Origin of the sequence: Bacillus sp. 166amftsu (assembly GCF_900107445.1) — a bacterium.
Taxonomy (GTDB): domain Bacteria; phylum Bacillota; class Bacilli; order Bacillales; family Bacillaceae_G; genus Bacillus_A; species Bacillus_A arachidis.
This window is the reverse complement of the sequence record NZ_FNQA01000011.1, coordinates 104,986-125,677: the sequence shown is the minus strand read 5'-3', so window position 1 is coordinate 125,677 and position 20,692 is coordinate 104,986. Positions and strand designations below refer to the sequence as shown.

At 37.0% G+C, this 20,692-nt stretch carries 26 protein-coding genes; 16 read left to right on the top strand and 10 right to left on the bottom strand.

Annotated elements, in window-relative coordinates; all coding sequences use genetic code 11:
- On the bottom strand, window positions 1-253 hold a 253-nt coding region (locus BLV40_RS20455), incomplete at its 3' end, for a helix-turn-helix domain-containing protein (protein WP_139265583.1).
- Between the two features lie 598 nt (window positions 254-851).
- Window positions 852-2,090, bottom strand: coding sequence for an ammonium transporter (locus BLV40_RS20445; protein WP_090693323.1), 1,239 nt, complete (start codon window positions 2,088-2,090; stop codon window positions 852-854).
- A gap of 203 nt (window positions 2,091-2,293) precedes the next feature.
- On the opposite strand from BLV40_RS20445, the gene BLV40_RS20440 reads away from it, so the two are divergent.
- The 4 genes from BLV40_RS20440 (at window position 2,294) to BLV40_RS20425 (ending at window position 5,219) form a co-directional block, all read left to right on the top strand.
- The gene (locus BLV40_RS20440) at window positions 2,294-3,607 is read left to right on the top strand and encodes an alpha-amylase family glycosyl hydrolase (protein WP_244525433.1); all 1,314 of its coding nucleotides are present in this window, start codon (window positions 2,294-2,296) and stop codon (window positions 3,605-3,607) included.
- Between the two features lie 385 nt (window positions 3,608-3,992).
- Complete coding sequence (locus BLV40_RS20435; RefSeq protein ID WP_090693320.1) at window positions 3,993-4,349, top strand: ATPase; 357 nt, start codon at window positions 3,993-3,995, stop codon at window positions 4,347-4,349.
- 78 nt (window positions 4,350-4,427) lie between these two features.
- A complete protein-coding gene (locus tag BLV40_RS20430) occupies window positions 4,428-4,784 on the top strand; it encodes an ATPase (RefSeq protein WP_090693316.1) in 357 nt (118 codons plus the stop codon).
- A gap of 78 nt (window positions 4,785-4,862) precedes the next feature.
- A complete protein-coding gene (locus BLV40_RS20425; protein WP_090693311.1) occupies window positions 4,863-5,219 on the top strand; it encodes an ATPase in 357 nt (118 codons plus the stop codon).
- A gap of 163 nt (window positions 5,220-5,382) precedes the next feature.
- Here BLV40_RS20425 and BLV40_RS29455 read toward each other — a convergent pair whose 3' ends face one another.
- Window positions 5,383-5,478, bottom strand: a complete 96-nt coding sequence (locus BLV40_RS29455; protein ID WP_090693307.1) for a hypothetical protein — start codon at window positions 5,476-5,478, stop codon at window positions 5,383-5,385.
- A gap of 67 nt (window positions 5,479-5,545) precedes the next feature.
- Window positions 5,546-6,037, bottom strand: a complete 492-nt coding sequence (locus BLV40_RS20415; protein ID WP_026590471.1) for a YajQ family cyclic di-GMP-binding protein — start codon at window positions 6,035-6,037, stop codon at window positions 5,546-5,548.
- A gap of 142 nt (window positions 6,038-6,179) precedes the next feature.
- On the opposite strand from BLV40_RS20415, the gene BLV40_RS20410 reads away from it, so the two are divergent.
- Window positions 6,180-7,046: a CvfB family protein gene (locus BLV40_RS20410; protein WP_090693303.1), complete on the top strand. Its 867-nt coding sequence runs from the start codon at window positions 6,180-6,182 to the stop codon at window positions 7,044-7,046.
- 118 nt (window positions 7,047-7,164) lie between these two features.
- On the opposite strand, the gene prsA is transcribed toward BLV40_RS20410, so the two are convergent.
- Together prsA and BLV40_RS20400 are read right to left on the bottom strand one after the other, a co-directional pair.
- On the bottom strand, window positions 7,165-8,019 hold the full coding sequence (gene prsA / locus BLV40_RS20405; protein WP_026590469.1) for a peptidylprolyl isomerase PrsA: 855 nt from the start codon (window positions 8,017-8,019) through the stop codon (window positions 7,165-7,167).
- 124 nt (window positions 8,020-8,143) lie between these two features.
- Complete coding sequence (locus BLV40_RS20400; RefSeq protein ID WP_081810956.1) at window positions 8,144-8,275, bottom strand: DUF3941 domain-containing protein; 132 nt, start codon at window positions 8,273-8,275, stop codon at window positions 8,144-8,146.
- 109 nt (window positions 8,276-8,384) lie between these two features.
- Between BLV40_RS20400 and BLV40_RS20395 the strand changes: the two genes are divergently transcribed.
- Window positions 8,385-9,242, top strand: a complete 858-nt coding sequence (locus BLV40_RS20395) for a YitT family protein (RefSeq protein ID WP_090693300.1) — start codon at window positions 8,385-8,387, stop codon at window positions 9,240-9,242.
- A 27-nt stretch (window positions 9,243-9,269) separates the two neighbouring features.
- On the opposite strand, the gene BLV40_RS20390 is transcribed toward BLV40_RS20395, so the two are convergent.
- From BLV40_RS20390 to BLV40_RS20380, 3 genes are all read right to left on the bottom strand, one after another.
- Window positions 9,270-9,467: a DUF3813 domain-containing protein gene (locus BLV40_RS20390; protein WP_026590467.1), complete on the bottom strand. Its 198-nt coding sequence runs from the start codon at window positions 9,465-9,467 to the stop codon at window positions 9,270-9,272.
- Complete coding sequence (locus tag BLV40_RS20385) at window positions 9,468-9,608, bottom strand: hypothetical protein (RefSeq protein ID WP_003195901.1); 141 nt, start codon at window positions 9,606-9,608, stop codon at window positions 9,468-9,470.
- A 100-nt stretch (window positions 9,609-9,708) separates the two neighbouring features.
- A complete protein-coding gene (locus tag BLV40_RS20380; RefSeq protein WP_026590466.1) occupies window positions 9,709-10,518 on the bottom strand; it encodes a Cof-type HAD-IIB family hydrolase in 810 nt (269 codons plus the stop codon).
- 492 nt (window positions 10,519-11,010) lie between these two features.
- Between BLV40_RS20380 and BLV40_RS20375 the strand changes: the two genes are divergently transcribed.
- Window positions 11,011-11,190 carry a YjzC family protein gene (locus tag BLV40_RS20375; protein ID WP_026590465.1) on the top strand — a complete coding sequence of 60 codons (180 nt, stop codon included), beginning with the start codon at window positions 11,011-11,013 and terminating at the stop codon, window positions 11,188-11,190.
- Between the two features lie 178 nt (window positions 11,191-11,368).
- Entirely contained in the window at window positions 11,369-13,969 is a 2,601-nt protein-coding gene (gene clpB / locus BLV40_RS20370; RefSeq protein ID WP_090693296.1) for an ATP-dependent chaperone ClpB, read from the top strand.
- 36 nt (window positions 13,970-14,005) lie between these two features.
- On the opposite strand, the gene BLV40_RS20365 is transcribed toward clpB, so the two are convergent.
- Window positions 14,006-14,188 carry a YjzD family protein gene (locus BLV40_RS20365; RefSeq protein WP_016113766.1) on the bottom strand — a complete coding sequence of 61 codons (183 nt, stop codon included), beginning with the start codon at window positions 14,186-14,188 and terminating at the stop codon, window positions 14,006-14,008.
- Window positions 14,189-14,345: 157 nt separating this feature from the next.
- Between BLV40_RS20365 and BLV40_RS20360 the strand changes: the two genes are divergently transcribed.
- The 8 genes from BLV40_RS20360 (at window position 14,346) to BLV40_RS20325 (ending at window position 20,391) form a co-directional block, all read left to right on the top strand.
- Window positions 14,346-15,080 carry an alpha/beta fold hydrolase gene (locus BLV40_RS20360; protein ID WP_090693293.1) on the top strand — a complete coding sequence of 245 codons (735 nt, stop codon included), beginning with the start codon at window positions 14,346-14,348 and terminating at the stop codon, window positions 15,078-15,080.
- Window positions 15,081-15,137: 57 nt separating this feature from the next.
- Window positions 15,138-15,998, top strand: a complete 861-nt coding sequence (locus tag BLV40_RS20355) for an NAD-dependent epimerase/dehydratase family protein (RefSeq protein WP_090693290.1) — start codon at window positions 15,138-15,140, stop codon at window positions 15,996-15,998.
- Between the two features lie 53 nt (window positions 15,999-16,051).
- Window positions 16,052-16,225, top strand: a complete 174-nt coding sequence (locus BLV40_RS20350; protein WP_026590461.1) for a ComZ family protein — start codon at window positions 16,052-16,054, stop codon at window positions 16,223-16,225.
- A gap of 118 nt (window positions 16,226-16,343) precedes the next feature.
- Window positions 16,344-17,276 carry a beta-ketoacyl-ACP synthase III gene (gene fabH, locus BLV40_RS20345; RefSeq protein WP_026590460.1) on the top strand — a complete coding sequence of 311 codons (933 nt, stop codon included), beginning with the start codon at window positions 16,344-16,346 and terminating at the stop codon, window positions 17,274-17,276.
- A gap of 30 nt (window positions 17,277-17,306) precedes the next feature.
- Window positions 17,307-18,545 (top strand): beta-ketoacyl-ACP synthase II, encoded by a 1,239-nt coding sequence (gene fabF, locus BLV40_RS20340; RefSeq protein WP_026590459.1) that lies wholly within the window; start codon window positions 17,307-17,309, stop codon window positions 18,543-18,545.
- Between the two features lie 298 nt (window positions 18,546-18,843).
- The gene (locus BLV40_RS29450) at window positions 18,844-19,116 is read left to right on the top strand and encodes an SMI1/KNR4 family protein (RefSeq protein WP_244525431.1); all 273 of its coding nucleotides are present in this window, start codon (window positions 18,844-18,846) and stop codon (window positions 19,114-19,116) included.
- Window positions 19,117-19,347, top strand: coding sequence for a hypothetical protein (locus tag BLV40_RS29445; RefSeq protein ID WP_244525430.1), 231 nt, complete (start codon window positions 19,117-19,119; stop codon window positions 19,345-19,347). It abuts the gene before it with no gap.
- 255 nt (window positions 19,348-19,602) lie between these two features.
- Complete coding sequence (locus BLV40_RS20325) at window positions 19,603-20,391, top strand: DUF2268 domain-containing putative Zn-dependent protease (RefSeq protein ID WP_090693284.1); 789 nt, start codon at window positions 19,603-19,605, stop codon at window positions 20,389-20,391.
- Window positions 20,392-20,692 lie beyond the last annotated feature (301 nt).

Below are 20,692 nucleotides of genomic sequence, written 5' to 3'. Positions count from 1 at the left end.
AAATTGCCGCCGTTTCTCTCATAGATGTCCCTTGTTTCTCCATATAATTAAGCACATCTAGTTTATACTGAAGCGAATAAGTTGTATAGCGCTTTTCAAAAGCTTTTTCCCCAAAGGCCTCATATTGTTTAATCCACTGATAAATTATACTAGAATGAATCCCTAGAGATTTAGCGATTCTTTTCCCGCCATCTACCCCATCAAAATATTGTTTTACTATTTGTAGTTTTTCTTTAGAAGAAAACTTACTCATAAAAAAGTGCACCTCCAATTGTTAAGTGTGTCTAACAATTGGGGTGCACATCAAACCAGTCGTCTTTGGGTTTGTTCTCTAGTACTTTTCTTGCTTTTTGTAGTATTTTTCCTTGTGACAACGACATTTGAAGTAATAGTCGTCTTCGTACTTATCTTCGTACTTTTTCTCATACTTGTCTTCATATTTATCGTGGCACTTTTTCTTGTAATCGTCTTCGTATTTATCGTAGTATTTTTTACGACATTTGCATTTAAACTCGAAATGTTTATGACACTCATCATCGTGTTTTTTATAATAGTATCCCATATTCATATCCCTCCTTTTCTTTTGTTACTATCAATCTATGTAAGAAGAGAGAATAAGGAAGTGTACTTGTCCAATGCTTTTGAAAATTCCGCAATCCATCTGGCTGGTTTGCTAATATTGGAGATATATGTAATTGATAGGAAAAACTATATAAACTATTTAATTTAGAAGCAGGGAGGATGATAGATAAGTTTTTTAGAGGAATTAGAATGTTATAACTTATGTAGTTATAGCTGAAAAAGAGATATATCCTATTTGAAAGGGGATATATCTCTTTTTTGTATATTTATCACTGGCTTACCGATTTCTCGGTATATTCATATGCCTTCTCTCCGTGCATCGAAATGTCTAGCCCTATTTGCTCTTCATGTTCATGTGCGCGGACGGGAAGGAAGAAACTAATTCCTTTAATAATGGTGTACGTCATTACAATTGTAAAAGCATAAGTCGCTCCAATTGCGACCAGTTGTTTAAAGAGAAGCGCGGCATTTCCGTAAAATAATCCATCAGCACCACTGCTATTTACAGAAGTCGTTGCAAATAGTCCAGTTGCAATACCGCCCCATGTTCCGCCGATGCCGTGACAGCCGAATGCATCAAGTGCATCGTCATATCCAAGTTTATGTTTTAAAAAGAAAACGGCTGTGAAGCAAAGGACGCCTCCGATTGCTCCGATTAAAAGAGCGGAAAGTGGAGTGACGAATCCGCAAGCTGGTGTAATAGCAACGAGACCTGATACAGCACCGCAAGCTGCGCCCATTACAGTTGGTTTTGATTGAAAGCACCACTCTGCTAGGATCCATGTTAAAGCTGAAGCAGCAGCTGCTGTATTTGTGTTAATGAATGCAGTCAGTGCTACGTCGTTTAGTGTAAGGGCACTGCCAACGTTAAATCCGAACCACCCAAACCATAGTAAGCCTGCGCCTAAAAGTGTAAAGGGTAGATGGTGAGGGGAAGGTCCGTTTATGTCTTTTCGCTTGCCGAGAAAAATCGCTAGTACAAGCCCGGCAACGCCGGATGTGATATGAACAACGTTACCGCCAGCGAAATCTAATGCTCCAAGTTCGCGAAGCCATCCGCCAACGCCCCATACCCAGTGGGCAACAGGGTTGTAAACAATTGTAGTCCAAAGAAGAATGAAAATGAGAAAAGCGGAAAAACGCATTCGTTCAGCAAATGCTCCTGAAATTAATGCTGGTGTTAAGATTGCAAACATAAGTTGAAACATCATAAATAAATTGTGTGGAATAGTAGTGGAGTAGTCTGGATTTGGTGTGTAGGTGACGTTTTGTAAACCGAACCAATCGAGCGAACCGATGATGCCGTTCCAATCTGGGCCGAATGATAAAGAATAACCGATAAAAATCCATTGGATAGAAACGATTGCCATTGCGCTATAGCTATGCATCGTTGTGCTCAGTACATTTTTGCTACGAACCATTCCGCCATAAAAAAGTGCTAGACCTGGCGTCATGATCATTACCATTACCGTCGCTAAAAATAAAAACACAGTATCTCCCATATTCATTCTTTGTCCCTCCTATAATGTTATAAAATATTACGTATGATGTTATTTTTCATATCATATTCAATAATTAATAAAAAATCAACGTATTTTTCAGAAGATTTTAAATTATATGTAAGAAAACTTGACATGTTATTTGTGTAAGTGCGGTTTGTTTGGAAAGTTGATATACTATTCTTACAATTAGAAAGAAGTTGGGGGATATTATGTGGAAAAGAGGAATGTTCATTTGTTTTTGTATGGTATTGGTCTTTTTAGCGCCTAGGTACGCATTGGCGGAAGAAAAAAGAGAGTGGCAAGATGAAGTGATTTACTCTATTATGATTGATCGTTTTAATAATGGAGACGCAAAAAATGATAAAGAGCTTAATGTAGGGAATTTAGAAGGATATCAAGGGGGAGACATACAAGGAATAATAAAGCGAATGGATTATATAAAGGATATGGGATTTACCACGATTATGCTTTCGCCAATTTTTAAAAGCGAAACGTATGATGGGCGTGGTGCGGTTGATTTTCAAAAAGTGAATGAGCATTTTGGATCACTGCAAGATGTGAAACAGCTTATGCAAGAAGCGCATAAGCGAGATATGAAAGTGGTCTTTCAATTTGCTGTAGAAAAAGAGCAGGAAACGCTTATTGATTCGATAAAATGGTGGATGAAAGAAGCGAACATAGATGGAATTTATCTTATGCATAGTAAAGAAATATCTCGTACCTTTTTAAATGAAGTAGAACAAAGTGTTCGAGGAATGAAAAAAGATTTCCTATTTATGACTGATGGGGAAGAGAATATACATAGTGGATACTATGAGTACATAACGGATATCTTTACGAAACCAGATACATCTATTAAACCGCTTTATGACGCTAGTTTAATAGAAAATGGTAAAGTAACAGGTGCTTTTTTAGATAGTCAAGACACAAAGCGATTTGTCAGAATCGCGAAAGAGAACGCATATTATCCGCCAGCACGTTTAAAATTAGCTCTTGCTTATTTATATACATCACCAGGGGTGCCGATTGTTTACTACGGTACAGAGATTGCGCTTGATGGCGGAGGAGTACCAGATAATCATAGGTTAATGGATTTTAAAACTGATGAAAAATTTTTACAGTATATAACAAGATTAGGAGAGTTGCGTCAAAAGTTGCCATCTCTCCGTCATGGTACGTTTGAGTTGTTATATGATAAGGCTGGAATGAGTGTGCTGAAAAGGAAGTATAAAGATGAAGTAACACTCGTTGCAATTAACAACACAAAAGAGACGCAAAAAGTCTCGCTTACGGCAAATGAGATAAGAGAAAATCAAGAATTAAAGGGATTATTGGAAGATGAGATTATTAGAGAAGAAGATGGGAAGTATTATCTCGTATTGAAGCGAGAAGAAGCGAATGTATATCAAGTTAGAGAAAAAACAGGGGGCAATTGGCCTTTTATCTCTTTATTAGTTGGTGTAAATGTGTTGTTTCTTGCTTTTTTAATTGCTGTAAAGAAGAAAAAATCTTCTACGTTGTAAAGTGAAAGTGGATAGAGTGATGGTATATCTCTTCTATTCGTGGATAATATATATTCTCTAGTGCACTACTAATTCATGAGTAGTGCACTTTTTTATTTATTCTATTACAAATGCGACAGTGGACATTATGACGAGAATATATGTTTTTTAGTAGTAATGTAGGATGAATGAAGGTGGAATTGTTTTAGAATTTTGCGGATCAGATTGATAGCGTATATAGAAGCGGGAAAGGTATTTGTGAGATTTCCTACAGCGAAAAAAATGTGGATGTATCTTTTTAAAGAATTGATGAATTCGTTTAAAACATTCTAATGTGACATTGAATATTATGAATATGTAATCTGCATGTTACGAATCTTTTTAGTTAATAGGAGGTGGATTTAAAATGCCTTTCTCTACTGGGCCAATTGAAAACGTAGGAAATCAGCCTAATGATGCAAGGAAAGCTAGGGTTAAAATCCTCAATCGTACTGGAGGTACACTTAATGGGGTACTCCGATCTTTTAGGCTTAATGGTACAAGAGCATTAATCGAACAGAGAAACTTTTCTGTAGCTGCTAATGCTTCTACTCTTGTAGTTCTAAGTTTAGTTCACTTTACTTCGGGACAAGCGGATCAATATGAAGTTGAAATTGTTCCTAATCAAAACGGTGGCATATACAGTGTTTATGGAGTAACTTCTCAGGGTGTTATTATTACTGCGCAACGAGTTTTGAATACAGAATTAACGCAAGTTCTGTAGTAACTATTCCTGATTAATAAAAATTCTCTGTAATCTGCAGGTTATGAATCTTTTTAGTTAATAGGAGGTGGATTTAAAATGCCTTTCACTACTGGGCCAATTGAAAACGTAGGAAATCAGCCTGATGATGCAAGTGAAGCTAGGGTTAAAATCCTCAATCGTACTGGAGGTACACTTACTGGGGTAGTTCGATCTTTTAAGCTTAATGGTACAAGAGCATTAATTGAACAGAGAAACTTTTCTGTACCTGCTAATGCTTCTGCTTTTGTAAATCTAAGTTTAGTTCACTCTACTTCGGGGCGAGCAGCTCAATATGAAGTTGAAATTGTTCCTAATCAAAACGGTGGCTTATACAGTGTTTATGGAGTAACTTCTCATGATGTTATTATCACTGCACAACGAGTTTTGAATACAGAATTAACGCAAATTCTATAGTAACTATTCCTGATTAATAAAAATTCCCTGTAATCTGCAGGTTATGAATCTTTTTAGTTAATAGGAGGTGGATTTAAAATGCCTTTCACTACTGGGCCAATTGAAAACGTAGGAAATCAGCCTAATGATGCAAATGAAGCTAGGGTTAAAATCCTCAATCGTACTGGAGGTACACTTACTGGGGTAGTTCGATCTTTTAAGCTTAATGGTACAAGAGCATTAATTGAACAGAGAAACTTTTCTGTACCTGCTAATGCTTCTGCTATTTTATTTCTAAGTTTAGTTCACTCTACTTCGGGGCAAGCAGCTCAATATGAAGTTGAAATTGTTCCTAATCAAAACGGTGGCATATACAGTGTTTATGGAGTAACTCCTGAGGGTGTTATTATTACTGCACAACGAGTTTTGAATACAGAATTAACGCAAATTCTGTAGTAACTATTACTGATTAATAAAAACTCTCTGTAGGATTAAATTTAGATTCTTTTTCTGTGCCATTTATGAATGTATAAGAGAAATCGGCCGATGAAAGTAATGAATTCTATTTTATAAATGCAGTCGTCATCTATTGTAGTTGTTCTGGTTGGGATGTGTTTTTTCATTCCCAACCAGAACCTATTGTTGTTAGTTCATGATGATTAAAAAAATCAGTATTTAAACATATTGTATGGATAGGACTGTTATGCACTGGGATTACTTCTTTCGTAACACCTGCAAAACGGTGATTATGTCTGTTATCGCACTCTTATGGAGTTGTTTTGTTAGCGATAGTTAATGAATTGTACATCGATTGGTAAATCAGCACCGCGAATTGCTGCAATGACTGCTTGTAAGTCATCACGGCTTTTTCCAGTAACACGTACTTGATCATCTTGTACTTGTGTTTTTACTTTTAATTTTAAATCTTTAATAATGTTATTAATTTTTTTAGCGTTCTCTTTATCGATACCTTGTTGCAACGTTGCACGTTGACGTACTGTGTTACCAGCAGCGTTTTCTACTTTTCCGTAGTCTAAGTTTTTGATTGGTACTTCGCGTTTAACTAGTTTTGAAATAAGAACGTCTTTTACTTGCTCTAATTTAAATTCATCATCAGAAGTTAAAACGATTACTTCTTTTTCTAATTTAATATCACTTTTGCTTCCTTTAAAATCATATCGATTTTGAATTTCTTTTAATGCGATGTTAATAGCATTTGTTACTTCTGGTAATTCTACTTTTGAAACGATGTCAAAAGAACTATCTTTTGCCATAGTAAGCACCTCCAAATTAAATTCCATCTTCTATTATAGTGAATTTTGGTCAGTTGGACAAATAAAGGAAAAATCGTGTTATAATGAAGTTTCTTTGGAATGATAAAAATATAACTTTATATATAGAAGGGAATTAAAATATATGTATTTAGAGCCAGGAGCGATTGAACAGGTAACTGTTTTACGAGAAACGGAAATAGGATATATGGTCGGATTTGACGATGAGGATGGTTATGAAGAAGTATTCCTACATAAGAATGAAGTAGCAGGAGAAATCGAAGAAGGCGATACGATTGATGTATTTTTATACCTTGATCATAAAGAGCGAATTTCTGCAACAATGAAGACGCCGGTAATTACAGTACATGATTGGAACTGGGTAAAAGTTGTAGAAGTAAAACCTGATTTAGGTGTGTTTGTTGATATCGGTGTTTCTAAAGATATCTTGATCCCAGCTGATGAGTTCCCGATTTATACACCAGTTTGGCCAGAAGAGGGCGACGAATTGTATTGTACATTAAAATTAACAAATCGTGGCCGCCTAATTGCTCTTCCAGCAAGAGATTCAGATATGCAAGAGATTATTGTAGATGCAACGCCATCTATGCGTAATAAAAATGTGAACGGACGTGTGTATCGCTCACTTCAAGTCGGTTCATTTGTATTAACAGATGAACATTTCCGTGCCTTTTTACATCATACAGAAAGAAAAGAGCAAGTTCGTATTGGTGAGCGCGTAACAGGCCGTATTATTGATGTGAAAGATGATGGTACGATTAATATTTCACTTCTTCCGCGTAAAGAAGAGGGAATGGAAGATGATGCAGCGGTGATTTATGAGTATATGGAGAGCCGCGGCGGGGCAATGCCGTTTTGGGATAAGAGTCATCCAGAAGACATTAAAGAACGTTTTAATATGAGTAAAGCAGCATTTAAACGTGCACTTGGTAAGTTGATGAAAGAAGAAAAAGTTTATCAAGAAGACGGTTGGACGTACTTTAAGAAATAAAAAAAATCCGAACAAGCGTGTAACTTGTTCGGATTTTCAGAGTGTTTGGAAACAGGAGTCAGCAGGCTCCTGTTTTTTGTCCTTGTGTTTTTCTATCAACTCACTCTATCGCCCTTTTCTATTGTTGTCCAAAAAGGCGAGAGAATGTATCTTTCAAATCACTATCTTTTACTTTAATATCAGCTTTTTTGAATTCGTCTAATAATATTTTTTGGCCAGTAGTTTGATCTGCTAACCGCTCTTCTTCTAGATTTTTACGGATGGAATCTTTTACTTCGTCATATGGTTTTAATTCTTTTTTATCGGTAAGCTTAATAATGTGGTAACCTTGTGATGATTTAATAGGTTTGCTAATTTCACCGACATTTAATTTGTAAGCAGCTTCTTCAAATTCAGATACCTTTTTACCTGGACCGAAGTATCCTAGATCTCCGCCATTATCTTTTGAACTAGGGTCTTGTGACTGTTGTTTTGCTAACTCTTCAAATGAAGCACCTTCATCCAGTTGTTTCTTAATGTCATTTGCTGTTTTTTCATCGTTTACTAGAATTTGACTAGCTTTAATTTCAGGCTTATAGTTTGCTTTTACATCTTTCTCTGTAATGCTTTCCTTAATAGCTTTTTCCATCGCTAATTTGAATCTAATTTGATTTTTAAAGTCATCTTCATCTTTTAGACGGTTACTTTCTAGTACCGTTTTGAATTGATCACCAAACTGGTCTTTTGCTTTTTTAAATTCTTTATCGACTTCGTCATCGGATACTTTATATTTTTTTGTCATGATATCTTGTGCCATCATTTCATATAACATATCTTTTCCGTACCGTTCTTTTAACTGCTTGTCAAAATCACCTTTTGTAATGGTCGAGACTTTTGATGTTGCAATCGCCTCTGAGTTATCTTTTGGGCCGCAAGCAGACAGCATTAACGTTCCGAGCGCAGCTGTTGCTATCCATAGTTGTTTTCTTTTCATACTAACACCTCATCTAATTATGTTGTTATTATTGTAAAATAGAGAAGTGAACAAGAAGTGAAATTGAGATGTTTTTTTATGAAATGAAAAAGTACATCAACAAGATTGTTGATGTACAAAATAATTAAAGGTGATCTGTTTTTTTAGAATATGCACGCTTTCCTTGTGAGATATTTTTTTGTTCTTGCTCGTTTTTTTCTGTGCGTTTTGCGTTGTTATCGCGTGCTTTTTTGTCATTATCGCTCGTATGTGGCATACATATCAACTCCATTTCTAAACAGTTGTATGTTTATCATTTCCATTTTCGTAAAGACTATGTATACAATGTAATCGTAAATGCATTATCTATAAAGGTGGGCTGGGAGATGGATTTCAAATTAAATTATGCTGAATTAACGAAAAAACTCATTGTTGTTATCATTGCCGGTTTATTAAATGCAATTGGAATGAACTTGTTCTTAACACCAGCAAAAGTATATGCGAGTGGTTTCGCGGGATTATCTCAATTACTTTCGCAAGTATTAGGTGATTTTGCATCGATTCACATATCAACAGGGGTACTTTTTGCTTTATTTAATATTCCAGTTGTTATTTTAGCGTGGAAAAAGGTTGGAAAAGCTTTTACGTTATTTAGTTTTCTATGCGTTGTATTTATGACACTGTTTTTAGAAATCATACCAGTAAAGGCAGTTTCTAATGATATTATATTGAATGCTATTTTTGGTGGTCTCATTTCGGCGATAGGAGTAGGAATTGCTTTGAAATGGGGAGCTTCCACAGGTGGTTTAGATATTATCGCAATGATTTTGTCGAAAATAAAAGATAAGCCCGTCGGAACATATTTCTTTTTCTTTAATGCGATTATCATTATTGCAGCTGGTTATTTGTATGGATGGGAAAAGGCGTTATACACGTTAGTAACATTGTATGTATCATCCAGAATTATTGATGCGATTCATACCCGTCATGTGAAAATTACAGCATTTATCGTTACAAAAAATGGTAAAGATGTACGACAAGCGATTCAATCTCGTTTAGTAAGGGGAATTACAACTGTACCAGCTACAGGAGCGTATACAAATGAAAATAAAGAAATGATAATGATTGTAATTACCCGTTATGAGCTATATGAACTAGAGCGAATTATTAAACAAGTAGATCCTGGTGCATTTACAAATGTAGTTCAAACAGTCGGCGTATTTGGATTGTTTCGGAAAGATTAAAGAGGACCGGGAATCGGTCCTCTTATTTTAATGTGCGTTAGTGATGTTTTGCAATTGCTGTTGCATCTCGCGCAATTGTACCTTCTCAGCAGTTGAAGAATTGGCGTAAGCGGATTGCAAAGCATTTTTTGCTTTATAAACGAGTTCCTGCTGCTCGGTGCTGCTTGAACAAGAAACAGCATCTGAAACAGCATCTCGCGCTTGCTGAAATAGTAGGTTGCCCATTTAAACCCCTCCGAGAGAAGAGTTGTTTCGTTCTTTTTCTGCATCAGCTAATGTACCGCGGTAAGGGAATCTTTCAGCGTGCTTCATAACAGCATCGGCCCCTTGTTGGGTGAAACGTTTTGACTTGTTCTTTTTACCCATTCGTAATTCCCCCTTATTTAGCAGAAAATAACTGACACATCGCTGTGTCTAGTTATAGTATGGGCGTTTTGCGGGAAACTATAAGTAGGGAATTTTTAGATTACAATCCAAGAACCTCTTCTAAATAAAGGGCAATTCCGTCTTCTTCATTTGTTAATGTTGTGTGATTGGCTAATGTTTTTAATTCAGGAATCGCATTTCCCATTGCAATTCCATGACCTGCGTATTCAATCATTTCAAAGTCATTATCTTCGTCACCAAAGGCAATAATACGTTCTCTTGGGATGTTATAATGACGGGAAATCTTTTGGAGCCCAACTGCTTTATTGAGGCCGCTTTTCACGATTTCAATAATCGGCCAAGGAGCACCCCATTTGCGGTGATCAATCACTTCAGCATGCATATCAGTTAAATGCCTGCGAATAGCAGTTGAATGTTCATCAAGTGCATCAATTAATAAGCAGGTTGGATGATCTTGTAAAATGTTTAGCAAGTCTCCTGTGAAGATATTGGGAGATCCGAATTCAAAGATATGTTTTTTATCTTCATCAATTTCGCGAACATATACATCATCCATTACTTCAGCGTAAATGTTTTTAACACCAAAATCGAAGCAAGCGCGAACGATTTCTTGTGCAGTGGAAAGTTCGAGAGGAGAATGGTGCGTTCCCCAATTTGCATCGAGCGGGTGATGAACGTAAGCACCGTTAAAGTTAACGATAGGCGTATTTAAACCAAGTTCTTTATAATAAGCGTGACTGGCACGAAATGGACGTCCTGTTGAAATGACAACAACATGTCCTTGTTCTTTCGCTTTTTCAATTGTCTTCTTTGTTCGTGCGGAAATGATTTTATTGTCTGTAAGTAAAGTGCCGTCTAAATCTAATGCGATTAAATGTTGTTTTTTCATGTTTTCACCTCTTATGAAAAATTTTTGTATCTATCTGTATTTCCGTTTTAATATGCAGAAATAAGAGGTTGGAAAGTGTATAGAGAAACAACCGTGAAAGGAAGTTTCTTTATATATTCATCTTACGTCGCAAAACAGGGTAGTGTCCACTATTTCCTATTAAAAACTAGAAAAGTCAATGATTTTTTCGAAAGTTCAAATAATGTTTCTTACATTTTGTACAATTTGTGAAAGGGGTTACATTACCCGTGAAGCAAGACGTATAATGAAAACGTAATCTTCTCGTATATGTTTGACTCTCCTTTGGAACTGGCCTGGAATAGGTCGGTTTCTTTTTTTTCAATGAATGATGCTTGTTCTCCTGCGTTCATATGTAAATTCATACATATGAACGGTAATCAAAAATATGACCCGTTTCCTAAACATAACAGAAAAGCTTTTCCGAAAATGGACATACTAACGGTGTAAGGATGTCATGGAAGGAGAATGAAGATGGGACAAAATCGTAGGTTTCGTTCTGGACAGAAGGCACCGAATGATGGGATTTATGTAGAAATTGGTGAAACAGGAAGTATGGTGAAAGATCCACAAATGGTAAAATTAACTGCTGGTGAAAGGTTTCCTGAGAATTCGAATCAAAATCGTCAGTGGACATATAAAAGAAAACCGTAAAGAAAACCGCAGTGATAAGCTGCGGTTTTTATATGTTTTTCAAAAAAATGAAATATAGAGTTAAATTTATTGTATAAAAAAGGGAACAGGAGTATAATAAAGTTAAAGGTCAAAGAAAGTCAAAAAATCAAAAAAGGTCAAACATCAAGAAGGTTGAAATGTTTGGAGGTTTGTGAAAATGGACTTAAATCAAATGACGACAAAAACACAAGAAGCGATTATGAGTGCCCAGTCTTTAGCGTTATCCCATCATCATCAAGAAGTAGATACTGTGCATCTATTACTTGCATTACTCAAACAACAAGATGGATTAGCGGTGCGTATCTTTCAAAAAATGAATGTTAATATAGAAGAGTTAACGAAAGGTGTAGAAAGTTTAATTAAGAAGAAGCCTTCTGTAACTGGAAGCGGAGCAGAAGCAGGGAAATTATATGTGACGAGCTTATTGCAGCAACTGCTTGTGAGAGCAGAGTCTGAAGCGAAAAAACTGCAAGATGATTATATTTCAGTGGAACATGTATTGCTCGCATTTTGCGAGGAAAAAGGTGGTATACATCAGCTATTTACAAAGTTCCATATTACAAAGGGTACATTGTTACAGTCTTTAATGGAAGTTAGGGGGAACCAAAGAGTGACTAGTCAAAATCCAGAAGTAACATATGAAGCATTAGAAAAGTATGGTCGTGATTTAGTAGCTGAAGTAAAACAGGGGAAAATTGATCCTGTCATTGGGCGTGATAGCGAAATCCGCCGCGTCATCCGTATCCTTTCTCGTAAAACGAAAAACAACCCTGTTTTAATTGGTGAACCTGGGGTTGGTAAAACAGCGATTGTTGAAGGATTGGCACAACGAATTGTGCGAAAAGATGTACCAGAAGGATTGAAAGATAGAACAATCTTTGCATTAGATATGAGTGCACTTGTGGCAGGTGCCAAGTTCCGCGGTGAATTTGAAGAGCGTTTGCAAGCTGTTTTAAATGAAATTAAAAAAAGTGAAGGACGCATTCTTTTATTCATTGATGAGCTTCATACAATTGTCGGTGCGGGTAAAACAGAAGGAGCCATGGATGCAGGGAATATGCTAAAACCAATGCTTGCCCGTGGTGAACTGCACTGTATTGGAGCGACTACTTTAGATGAGTACCGAAAATATATTGAGAAAGATCCGGCGTTAGAACGTCGCTTCCAACAAGTGTTAGCAGAAGAGCCAACAGTAGAAGATACGATTTCTATTTTACGTGGTTTAAAAGAGCGTTTTGAAATTTATCATGGTGTAAATATTCATGACCGTGCGATTGTAGCGGCGTCTGTATTGTCCGATCGATATATATCCGATCGCTTTTTACCAGATAAAGCAATTGATCTTGTCGATGAAGCGTGCGCAACAATTCGAACAGAAATTGATTCCATGCCAACAGAATTAGATGAAGTAACGCGCCGCATTATGCAGTTAGAAATTGAAGAAGCTGCTTTAGGAAAAGAAACAGACCGTGGTAGTCAAGAAAGATTAAAAACATTGCAACGTGAATTATCTGATTTAAAAGAAGTTGCAAATGGGATGCGAGCGCAGTGGCAAAAAGAAAAAGAAGAAATCCATAAGGTTCGTGACTTAAGAGAACACCTGGAACGTTTACGTCGTGAACTAGAAGAAGCAGAAGGGAATTATGATTTAAATAAAGCAGCAGAGCTTCGTCATGGTAAGATTCCAGCGGTGGAAAAAGAATTAAGAGAAGCGGAAGAAAATGGAGCGGGAAATGAGCAAGAAAACCGACTGCTTCGTGAGGAAGTTAGTGAAGAAGAAATTGCAAATATTGTTTCACGCTGGACAGGAATTCCAGTTGCCAAGCTTGTAGAAGGGGAACGTGAAAAACTGCTGCGCTTAGAGCAAATTTTATCAGAACGCGTGATTGGACAGGAGGAAGCAGTGAGTCTTGTGGCAGATGCAGTTCTTCGTGCTCGCGCGGGTATTAAAGATCCAAATCGTCCAATCGGTTCATTTATCTTCTTAGGCCCTACAGGTGTAGGGAAAACAGAGCTTGCCAAAACATTAGCACAATCTTTATTTGATAGTGAAGAACAAATGATTCGTATTGATATGTCTGAGTACATGGAGAAACATGCTGTGTCTCGCTTGATTGGGGCTCCTCCTGGATATGTAGGTTATGAGGAAGGTGGACAATTAACAGAGGCAGTGCGTCGTAAACCGTATTCCGTTATTTTATTAGATGAAATTGAAAAAGCGCATCCAGAAGTATTCAACATTTTATTACAAATGTTAGATGATGGGCGTATTACAGATTCACAAGGACGAACAGTAGATTTCAAAAATACAGTTATTATCATGACATCAAATATTGGTTCAGGCTATTTACTAGAAGGTTTACAAGAAGATGGTGCGATTAAAGAAGAATCAAGAGAGCTTGTTATGGAGCAGCTTAGAGGACATTTCCGCCCTGAATTTTTAAACCGTGTGGATGAAATTATTTTATTTAAACCACTTACAACAAATGAAATTAAAGGCATCGTTGATAAAGTTGTGAAAGAATTGCAAGGACGTTTAGTAGATCGTCATATCACGGTGGAATTGACAGAAGCTGCAAAAGAATTTGTTGTAGAATCTGGATTTGATCCAATGTATGGCGCACGCCCATTAAAACGATATGTACAGCGTCAAATTGAAACGAAATTAGCAAGAGAATTAATTGCAGGAACGATTACAGATAATAATCATGTCGTTGTTGATGTAGGGAACAATGAATTAGTTATTCATGTAGAGTAAAAAAAGAGTTCGGATGTAATCCGGACTCTCTTTTTATTAGTGTTGTTCTACTGGTTCGTTTGGAATTGCAGCAGCAATTGCCATTACAAGTACAGCAAGAACAATTGAGAATTTAGACGCTAGCGCGAAATCGTATACACCGCCAGTCATAGAGCTAATTACGTAGCTCATCATATGTACAAGCATAAACGACCAAATAAAGGCCCAAATTACACGCATCTTTTCACACCCCTATTCGTTCAATCTGTCCTTATTGTAACACAATTGAAAACAGAATATAGAAAAATATTTGTGGATTTTTCAACGCAAATTCGGATTCTGTTCATACATTATAAAAGAGTAGTTTTTTATGTTTAGAAAATAAGGCGGGAGAATAATGAGTGTTACGGAACGTTTTTTTTACTTAGAGCAAGAACCGTGTGTAATTTATTTACCAGAGAAGCCAAATGGATTCGGTGTCATGCTACTTGGTGATTACAATTATTTTATTGAGAATGGTACAAGTTTATGGATGCAGCATGCGGGGCGCGCTCATTTTTTAAATGGGCTCATAGAGAATGGATATACGGTTTTTTCATCTAATTTATACGGAAGGCATTGGGGGAATGATCAATCGGTTCGTTTAGCGAAGCGATTGTATCATGTTGTGATGAAGAAAGAAACACTAAACGAACAAATTCATATCATTGCAGATGGAATGGGAGCACTTGTGGCTCTTGAAATGATGAATCGGTACCCAGAGTGTGTCCGATCTGTGGTGATGCTTACTCCATGCTTAGATTTGCCTGCACATGTGGAATTTGAGAAAGAGCACAAATTTTTCTATAAAAGGCTAGTGAGAGAGTTATCACTTGCGTATGATGTGAAGGAAGCTTTGTTAGAAGAGAAAATTTCCAAGAAGTCCTTTTCTTATTTACCTTCTTGTGTACCTGTAAAAATATTTGTACCGACCCAAGAAAAAAAAGCGCGTAAGCAGTTGTTACGAGAATATGAAAAAAAGCGAATAAATGAAAATTGTGAGACATCATTATCGTTTCATTTACAAGATGTAAAATATAAAATGGTTCAACATACATGTCGTTTCTTTAAAAAGTATGAGGAAGATTTATGAAGCTCCAATATACATAGATGAGGAGCTATTTGTTTAGAGAGGGAAAGGATTGGTGACATGAAGCGCGTACTGATTATAGGGGCACTTTCGTTTGTAGGCTTTCATCTTGTAAATAAAATGCTTGCGGAAGAAGTGGAAGTGTATGGCCTTGATTTTGCTGATCTAGAAAGTATGTCAAAGGTAAGTGAAGAAAAGTTATATTTAATTGGCCGGAATGCTCTGTTTGTATATTCGTCTATAAGAGGTGAAAATGGATGGAAGACGATAGAAACCGACCATTTTGATGCGGCTTACTTTTGCTTATGTGAACCGAATCAGCAAAATGGATTTCGGAATGAACGAATCATTTTACAATATTTGAAACGTGTTATCCATATGTGCGAGAGAAAGAAAGTGAAGCTAAATCTACTTTCTTCTATTGAAGTAGCAAATATGGAAGATGAATCTGAAAATAAACGGTTATTTATGAAAGTAGAGGAAGAGGTAGAAAAGGGAAATATCCATTATAGTATTCTACGTGTTCCAGTTTTATATGGCCCATGGCAACCTTCTTTTATGACGTACCATAGGCTCATTCTTTCTGAAATTATGGAAAAGGAATATCAACTTGCCCAAAATGAAAATGGAGCGGATCTTCTTTATGTAGAAGATGTGTGTGAATATTTATGGAAAAAAGGCAAAAGTGTAGAAAATTTAGGGGTATATAATATGGTCAGTGGTAAAAAGAATTTATGGGAGAAAGGAATTATGCTTTTAAATGCCGAGGATAAAGTGAAGAAAACTGTTAAAGAGGAAAGTAGAGAAGCGATAAAGAGTATTAGTATTGAGAAAAACACACCGTTAGAATTCGGTTTAAATAAACAACTGGCACATTTAAAACGATATAAAGAGTTATACGAAGGACAAAACACATGGTAAACTAGTGTAGAAATAAGGAGTTTGTTACTCCTTTATGGAAAGGATGAAGAACTATGAATGAAAAAAATATGCAGTTTTTACAAATCGCTATGAAACACCTGCCAGAAGCAAAGGCAATTTTAGATGATAATGGGATTGCACTTGATATGGAAAAAGCACAACCAGTACTAGAGCTATTAATGAAAGTAATGGATGAAGCATATGAACTTGGAAAAGCGGGAAAATAAGGTCGACAATATGTCGGCCTTATTTTTTTACTTAGAAATATATTCTAGACAAATAAACATTTATGTTTTAGAATTAGTACCAAGTCATAATAATTGATATAAAGCGGAGGGCTGCGATGTGAACGTAGGCATTTTAGGAATTGGGAGATATGTGCCAGAAAAAGTAGTCACTAATCAGGATTTAGAGAAAATAATGGATACATCAGATGAATGGATTCGTACGAGAACGGGAATTGCAGAAAGACGCATTGCCGATGATACAATAGATACTTCATATATGGCGGTAGAAGCTGCCAAGAAAGCACTTGAAGATGCAGGAATTAGTGGAGAACAAATTGATCTTATTTTGGTGGCAACGGTAACGCCAGATCAATCTTTCCCAGCAGTTGCTTGCGTGATTCAAGAACAAATTGGTGCTAAGCATGCAGCGGCGATGGATTTAAGTGCGGCATGTGCTGGATTTATGTACGGAATGATTACAGCGCAGCAATTTATTCAAACTGGAACTTACAAAAATATATTAGTAGTTGGTAGTGATAAACTATCTAAAATTGTTGACTGGAACGACCGCAATACAGCAGTATTATTTGGAGATGGAGCAGGTGCTGTTGTCATGGGAGCTGTTTCAGAAGGGAAAGGTGTTCTTTCATTTGAATTAGGAGCAGATGGAAGTGGTGGCAAGCATCTTTATCAAGATGAATATGTTATGATGAATGGTAGAGAAGTCTTTAAATTTGCTGTTCGTCAACTTGGTGACTCTTGTCTTCGCGTTATTGAAAAAGCTGGTCTTACGAAAGAAGATGTGGACTTTTTAGTTCCGCACCAAGCGAATATTCGCATTATGGAATCGGCAAGGGAACGATTAAATTTACCACAAGAGAAAATGAGTACAACGATTGAAAAGTTCGGAAATACGTCAGCTTCTTCAATTCCAATTGCGATCGTAGAGGAATTGCAAAATGGACGTATTCAAGATGGTGATTTAATCATATTAGTTGGCTTTGGTGGCGGATTAACATGGGGAGCAGTTGCTCTTCGTTGGGGTAAATAAGGACTGAGAGAAAAAAGGAGTGTATTTTGTATGGAAAAGAAGCGTGTTGTAATTACAGGATTAGGAGCTGTTACGCCGATTGGAACAGATGTTGAGACAGCTTGGAATAACATTAAAAAGGGTGTATCTGGAATCGGACGTATTACACGCTTAGATCCTGAACAATTTCCTGCAAAAGTAGCAGCGGAAATTAACGACTTTGAAGTCGAGAAATATATAGATAAAAAAGAAGCACGCCGTATGGATCGCTTTACACAATATGCTGTGGCAGCAGCAAAAATGGCTGTTGCAGATGCGAAATTAGAAATTACAGAAGAAAACGGCCCGCGTATCGGGGTATGGATTGGTTCTGGAATCGGTGGTATGGAAACATACGAGGAGCAATTTAAAATCTATACAGAAAAAGGGGCACGCCGCGTTAGTCCTTTCTTCGTACCAATGATGATCCCTGATATGGCTGCTGGTCAAGTATCGATTGCAACAGGTGCAAAAGGAATTAATACTTGCTCTGTAACAGCTTGTGCATCAGGTGCAAACTCAATTGGTGATGCTTTTAAAGTGATTCAGCGTGGTGATGCAGATGCGATGATTACAGGTGGAGCAGAAGCGCCGTTAACAACTATGGCGTTTGCTGGATTCAGTTCAGCTAAAGCATTAACATTTAATGAAGACCCAGCAACAGCATGTCGTCCATTTGATAAAAACAGAAGTGGATTTGTAATGGGAGAAGGATCAGGTATTCTTATCCTTGAAGAGTTAGAACATGCATTAGCACGTGGTGCGCATATTTATGCTGAAATTGCTGGGTATGGTGCAACAGGTGATGCGTTCCATATTACAATGCCTGCCCCTGGCGGTGAGGGCGGTGTTCGTGCGATGCGTCAAGCATTAGCAGATGCAGGTCTTCAGCCGGAGGATATCGATTATATTAATGCCCATGGCACAAGTACAGATGCGAATGAGAAATACGAAACGATGGCAATTAAAGAAACATTTGGTGACCATGCATATAAAGTAGCAATTAGCTCTACAAAATCAATGACTGGACACTTATTAGGAGCAGCTGGTGCTGTTGAAGCGATTTTCTCTGTTAAATCGATTACAGATGGCGTAATTCCGCCAACAATTAACTATGAAACACCAGATCCAGAATGTGATTTAGATTACGTACCAAACAAAGCGAGACATCAAGAAGTACGTACGGTTTTAAGTAACTCATTAGGATTCGGTGGCCATAACGCAGTATTAGTATTTAAAAAGTATCAATAATATATTGTAGTAAGAGGGTGTTTTGAGAAGCAGCAAAGGGGTTGTTTCTTAAAACACCCTTTTTTAGGTGGGAAAGAGCGTCCGATCATACGTAGAATCGATCGGCTTTTTTCATTTATCTTATTCTTCTCTTTTTTTATAATGAACGGTATGATGGAAGGAAACAACAAGATACCTATGTTACATATAACAGAAGTCATTCTAAATTTTATAAAAATGTCAAAAACATGATGTTCCTTTTAGTTATCAGGTTGGGGTATAAAGAAAAAGCACACGATGAAAAGGAAGTGAAACTCACATGGTGAACACATTGCATACCTTTTGGGAGGACTCTGATGAGTTCGTAAACCCAAATCCAGTTACAAATGAATTGATTCGGATTGCAGAAGAAAAATTAGGTTATAAATTACCAGATTCCTACATTTGCTTAATCAAATCGCAAAATGGTGGTACACCTGTACAGAATTGTTTTCCTACTATCGTACCTACCTCTTGGGCTGAGGATCATATTTACGTAGCAGGATTCTATGGCATTGGTGGAGAGCATGGAATTGATACGGAGGGAATTTAGATGTTAGAGGAATTTGAATATCCGCCTTCTTGTATATATGTAGGAGAATCGCCTACAGCTGGACACGATGCTGTTTTGTTAGACTATAGCGAGTGCGGAAAACAAGGCGAACCAAGAGTAATTCATGTGAATGTAGAAAATTATCAAGATCCAATCATTACGTTCTTAGCGGACGATTTCCAAACTTTTTTAGAAGGGTTACTCCCGTACTCTCATTTTGACAAGGATTAAATGTTTGATTGTCGACAAACAGGCTCTTTTTTTGAGGGGCCTGCTTGTATGAACAAAAACCAAATTATAATTCTTATACCCGCCTTTTCTCCTCAGTTTAACAGTGCTCCAACAGAAGTTCCCTTCAGCAAGCACATGCAGGAAAGATGAAGCTGTGCAATTCGAAACAAATCAAAGCCAATCAAAAGTTTCACTTCATCACTTCGCGTTCGCTCCTTTTCTTGCATATGTATAGAAGAGAGGGGAGAGGTGAAGATGGGGATTATTCAAACTGCAGATTGGTTGCATCTTTATTATGGACGCCCAGAAAAACTTTGTGAGAAGTTTACAAAATATATTCCATTGCCAAAAGAAAGATTATATCGTTTTTTAATTTCTAAAGGTATGTATCGACCAGTGATGGAAGGAAAAAAGGAGATTGAGCAGTTAGAGGAAAAACAGATTTGGAAAGAGCTTGCCAAGGAGTATGAAGAACTTAAGAACTGGTTGCAAGGCCCGGATGTCCCTGTCTTTATTTTATTATCAGATTCATATAATCGCACTGTGCAAACAGAATATAATGGAAAATCCGGCTTAACAATGCGTCACGTGATTTTCTTATTCGTATGTGGGCGAAATACGGTAGAGGAATTAAAAGCTTTACTTACACATGAATATCATCATATATGCCGGTTACACCAAATTGAAAAGACAGAAAAGGATTATACATTACTTGATACGATGATAATGGAAGGGCTTGCAGAGCAAGCGGTGTATGAAAGGCACTCAGAAAAGAGTTATGCACCATGGACATCGTACTTTACAAAAGAAGAAGCGATTCATTATTGGAAGAAGATTGTAAAAAACAGAAAAGATATTCAGAGAGGAACAAGGGAGCATGATTATTTATTAAATGGAGTGCAAATGTACCCAAAGATGCTGGGATATGGCGTCGGATTTCATATTGTAAAAGATTGTGTGGAACTTGAAAAAGATAATACGCTTTCTTTATTGTCTTTAGATGCAGTCCGCATATTAAATAAAGCGAAAACATTTACTTCTTGATAAGGAATAAATAAGAAACTTGGCGCTGCCAAGTTTTTTTGCATGATGAAAATGGAAGTAAGGAGCAGTGGAGAAATAATATAAAACGAAAGAAAGCCTTTCTTTCTAGGTGGAAGAGAGTGTCCGATCATGCGTAGAAGCGGTTAAGGCCTTGTTTCTCTTCGTGCCGAGTGAAACAAAAGGAGATAAAAGTACAATTCAGCTCTGGTGGCTTCGCGCCTTCCAGCGAGGCAAAAATCGCCTCTAAGTCAGGAGCTCCATCCTCCTCGCATTCTAAGCGAGCCGCTGCTGCTTTTTGTTA

Excerpts from the sequence above, each read along its gene's own strand:
- BLV40_RS20445 (WP_090693323.1), bottom strand. The coding sequence starts at position 2,090 with ATGAATATGGGAGATACTGTGTTTTTATTTTTAGCGACGGTAATGGTA.
- BLV40_RS20440 (WP_244525433.1), top strand. The coding sequence starts at position 2,294 with ATGTGGAAAAGAGGAATGTTCATTTGTTTTTGTATGGTATTGGTCTTT.
- BLV40_RS20435 (WP_090693320.1), top strand. The coding sequence starts at position 3,993 with ATGCCTTTCTCTACTGGGCCAATTGAAAACGTAGGAAATCAGCCTAAT.
- BLV40_RS20430 (WP_090693316.1), top strand. The coding sequence starts at position 4,428 with ATGCCTTTCACTACTGGGCCAATTGAAAACGTAGGAAATCAGCCTGAT.
- BLV40_RS20425 (WP_090693311.1), top strand. The coding sequence starts at position 4,863 with ATGCCTTTCACTACTGGGCCAATTGAAAACGTAGGAAATCAGCCTAAT.
- BLV40_RS20415 (WP_026590471.1), bottom strand. The coding sequence starts at position 6,037 with ATGGCAAAAGATAGTTCTTTTGACATCGTTTCAAAAGTAGAATTACCA.
- BLV40_RS20410 (WP_090693303.1), top strand. The coding sequence starts at position 6,180 with ATGTATTTAGAGCCAGGAGCGATTGAACAGGTAACTGTTTTACGAGAA.
- prsA (WP_026590469.1), bottom strand. The coding sequence starts at position 8,019 with ATGAAAAGAAAACAACTATGGATAGCAACAGCTGCGCTCGGAACGTTA.
- BLV40_RS20400 (WP_081810956.1), bottom strand. The coding sequence starts at position 8,275 with ATGCCACATACGAGCGATAATGACAAAAAAGCACGCGATAACAACGCA.
- BLV40_RS20395 (WP_090693300.1), top strand. The coding sequence starts at position 8,385 with ATGGATTTCAAATTAAATTATGCTGAATTAACGAAAAAACTCATTGTT.
- BLV40_RS20390 (WP_026590467.1), bottom strand. The coding sequence starts at position 9,467 with ATGGGCAACCTACTATTTCAGCAAGCGCGAGATGCTGTTTCAGATGCT.
- BLV40_RS20385 (WP_003195901.1), bottom strand. The coding sequence starts at position 9,608 with ATGGGTAAAAAGAACAAGTCAAAACGTTTCACCCAACAAGGGGCCGAT.
- BLV40_RS20380 (WP_026590466.1), bottom strand. The coding sequence starts at position 10,518 with ATGAAAAAACAACATTTAATCGCATTAGATTTAGACGGCACTTTACTT.
- BLV40_RS20375 (WP_026590465.1), top strand. The coding sequence starts at position 11,011 with ATGGGACAAAATCGTAGGTTTCGTTCTGGACAGAAGGCACCGAATGAT.
- clpB (WP_090693296.1), top strand. The coding sequence starts at position 11,369 with ATGGACTTAAATCAAATGACGACAAAAACACAAGAAGCGATTATGAGT.
- BLV40_RS20365 (WP_016113766.1), bottom strand. The coding sequence starts at position 14,188 with ATGCGTGTAATTTGGGCCTTTATTTGGTCGTTTATGCTTGTACATATG.
- BLV40_RS20360 (WP_090693293.1), top strand. The coding sequence starts at position 14,346 with ATGAGTGTTACGGAACGTTTTTTTTACTTAGAGCAAGAACCGTGTGTA.
- BLV40_RS20355 (WP_090693290.1), top strand. The coding sequence starts at position 15,138 with ATGAAGCGCGTACTGATTATAGGGGCACTTTCGTTTGTAGGCTTTCAT.
- BLV40_RS20350 (WP_026590461.1), top strand. The coding sequence starts at position 16,052 with ATGAATGAAAAAAATATGCAGTTTTTACAAATCGCTATGAAACACCTG.
- fabF (WP_026590459.1), top strand. The coding sequence starts at position 17,307 with ATGGAAAAGAAGCGTGTTGTAATTACAGGATTAGGAGCTGTTACGCCG.
- BLV40_RS29450 (WP_244525431.1), top strand. The coding sequence starts at position 18,844 with ATGGTGAACACATTGCATACCTTTTGGGAGGACTCTGATGAGTTCGTA.
- BLV40_RS29445 (WP_244525430.1), top strand. The coding sequence starts at position 19,117 with ATGTTAGAGGAATTTGAATATCCGCCTTCTTGTATATATGTAGGAGAA.
- BLV40_RS20325 (WP_090693284.1), top strand. The coding sequence starts at position 19,603 with ATGGGGATTATTCAAACTGCAGATTGGTTGCATCTTTATTATGGACGC.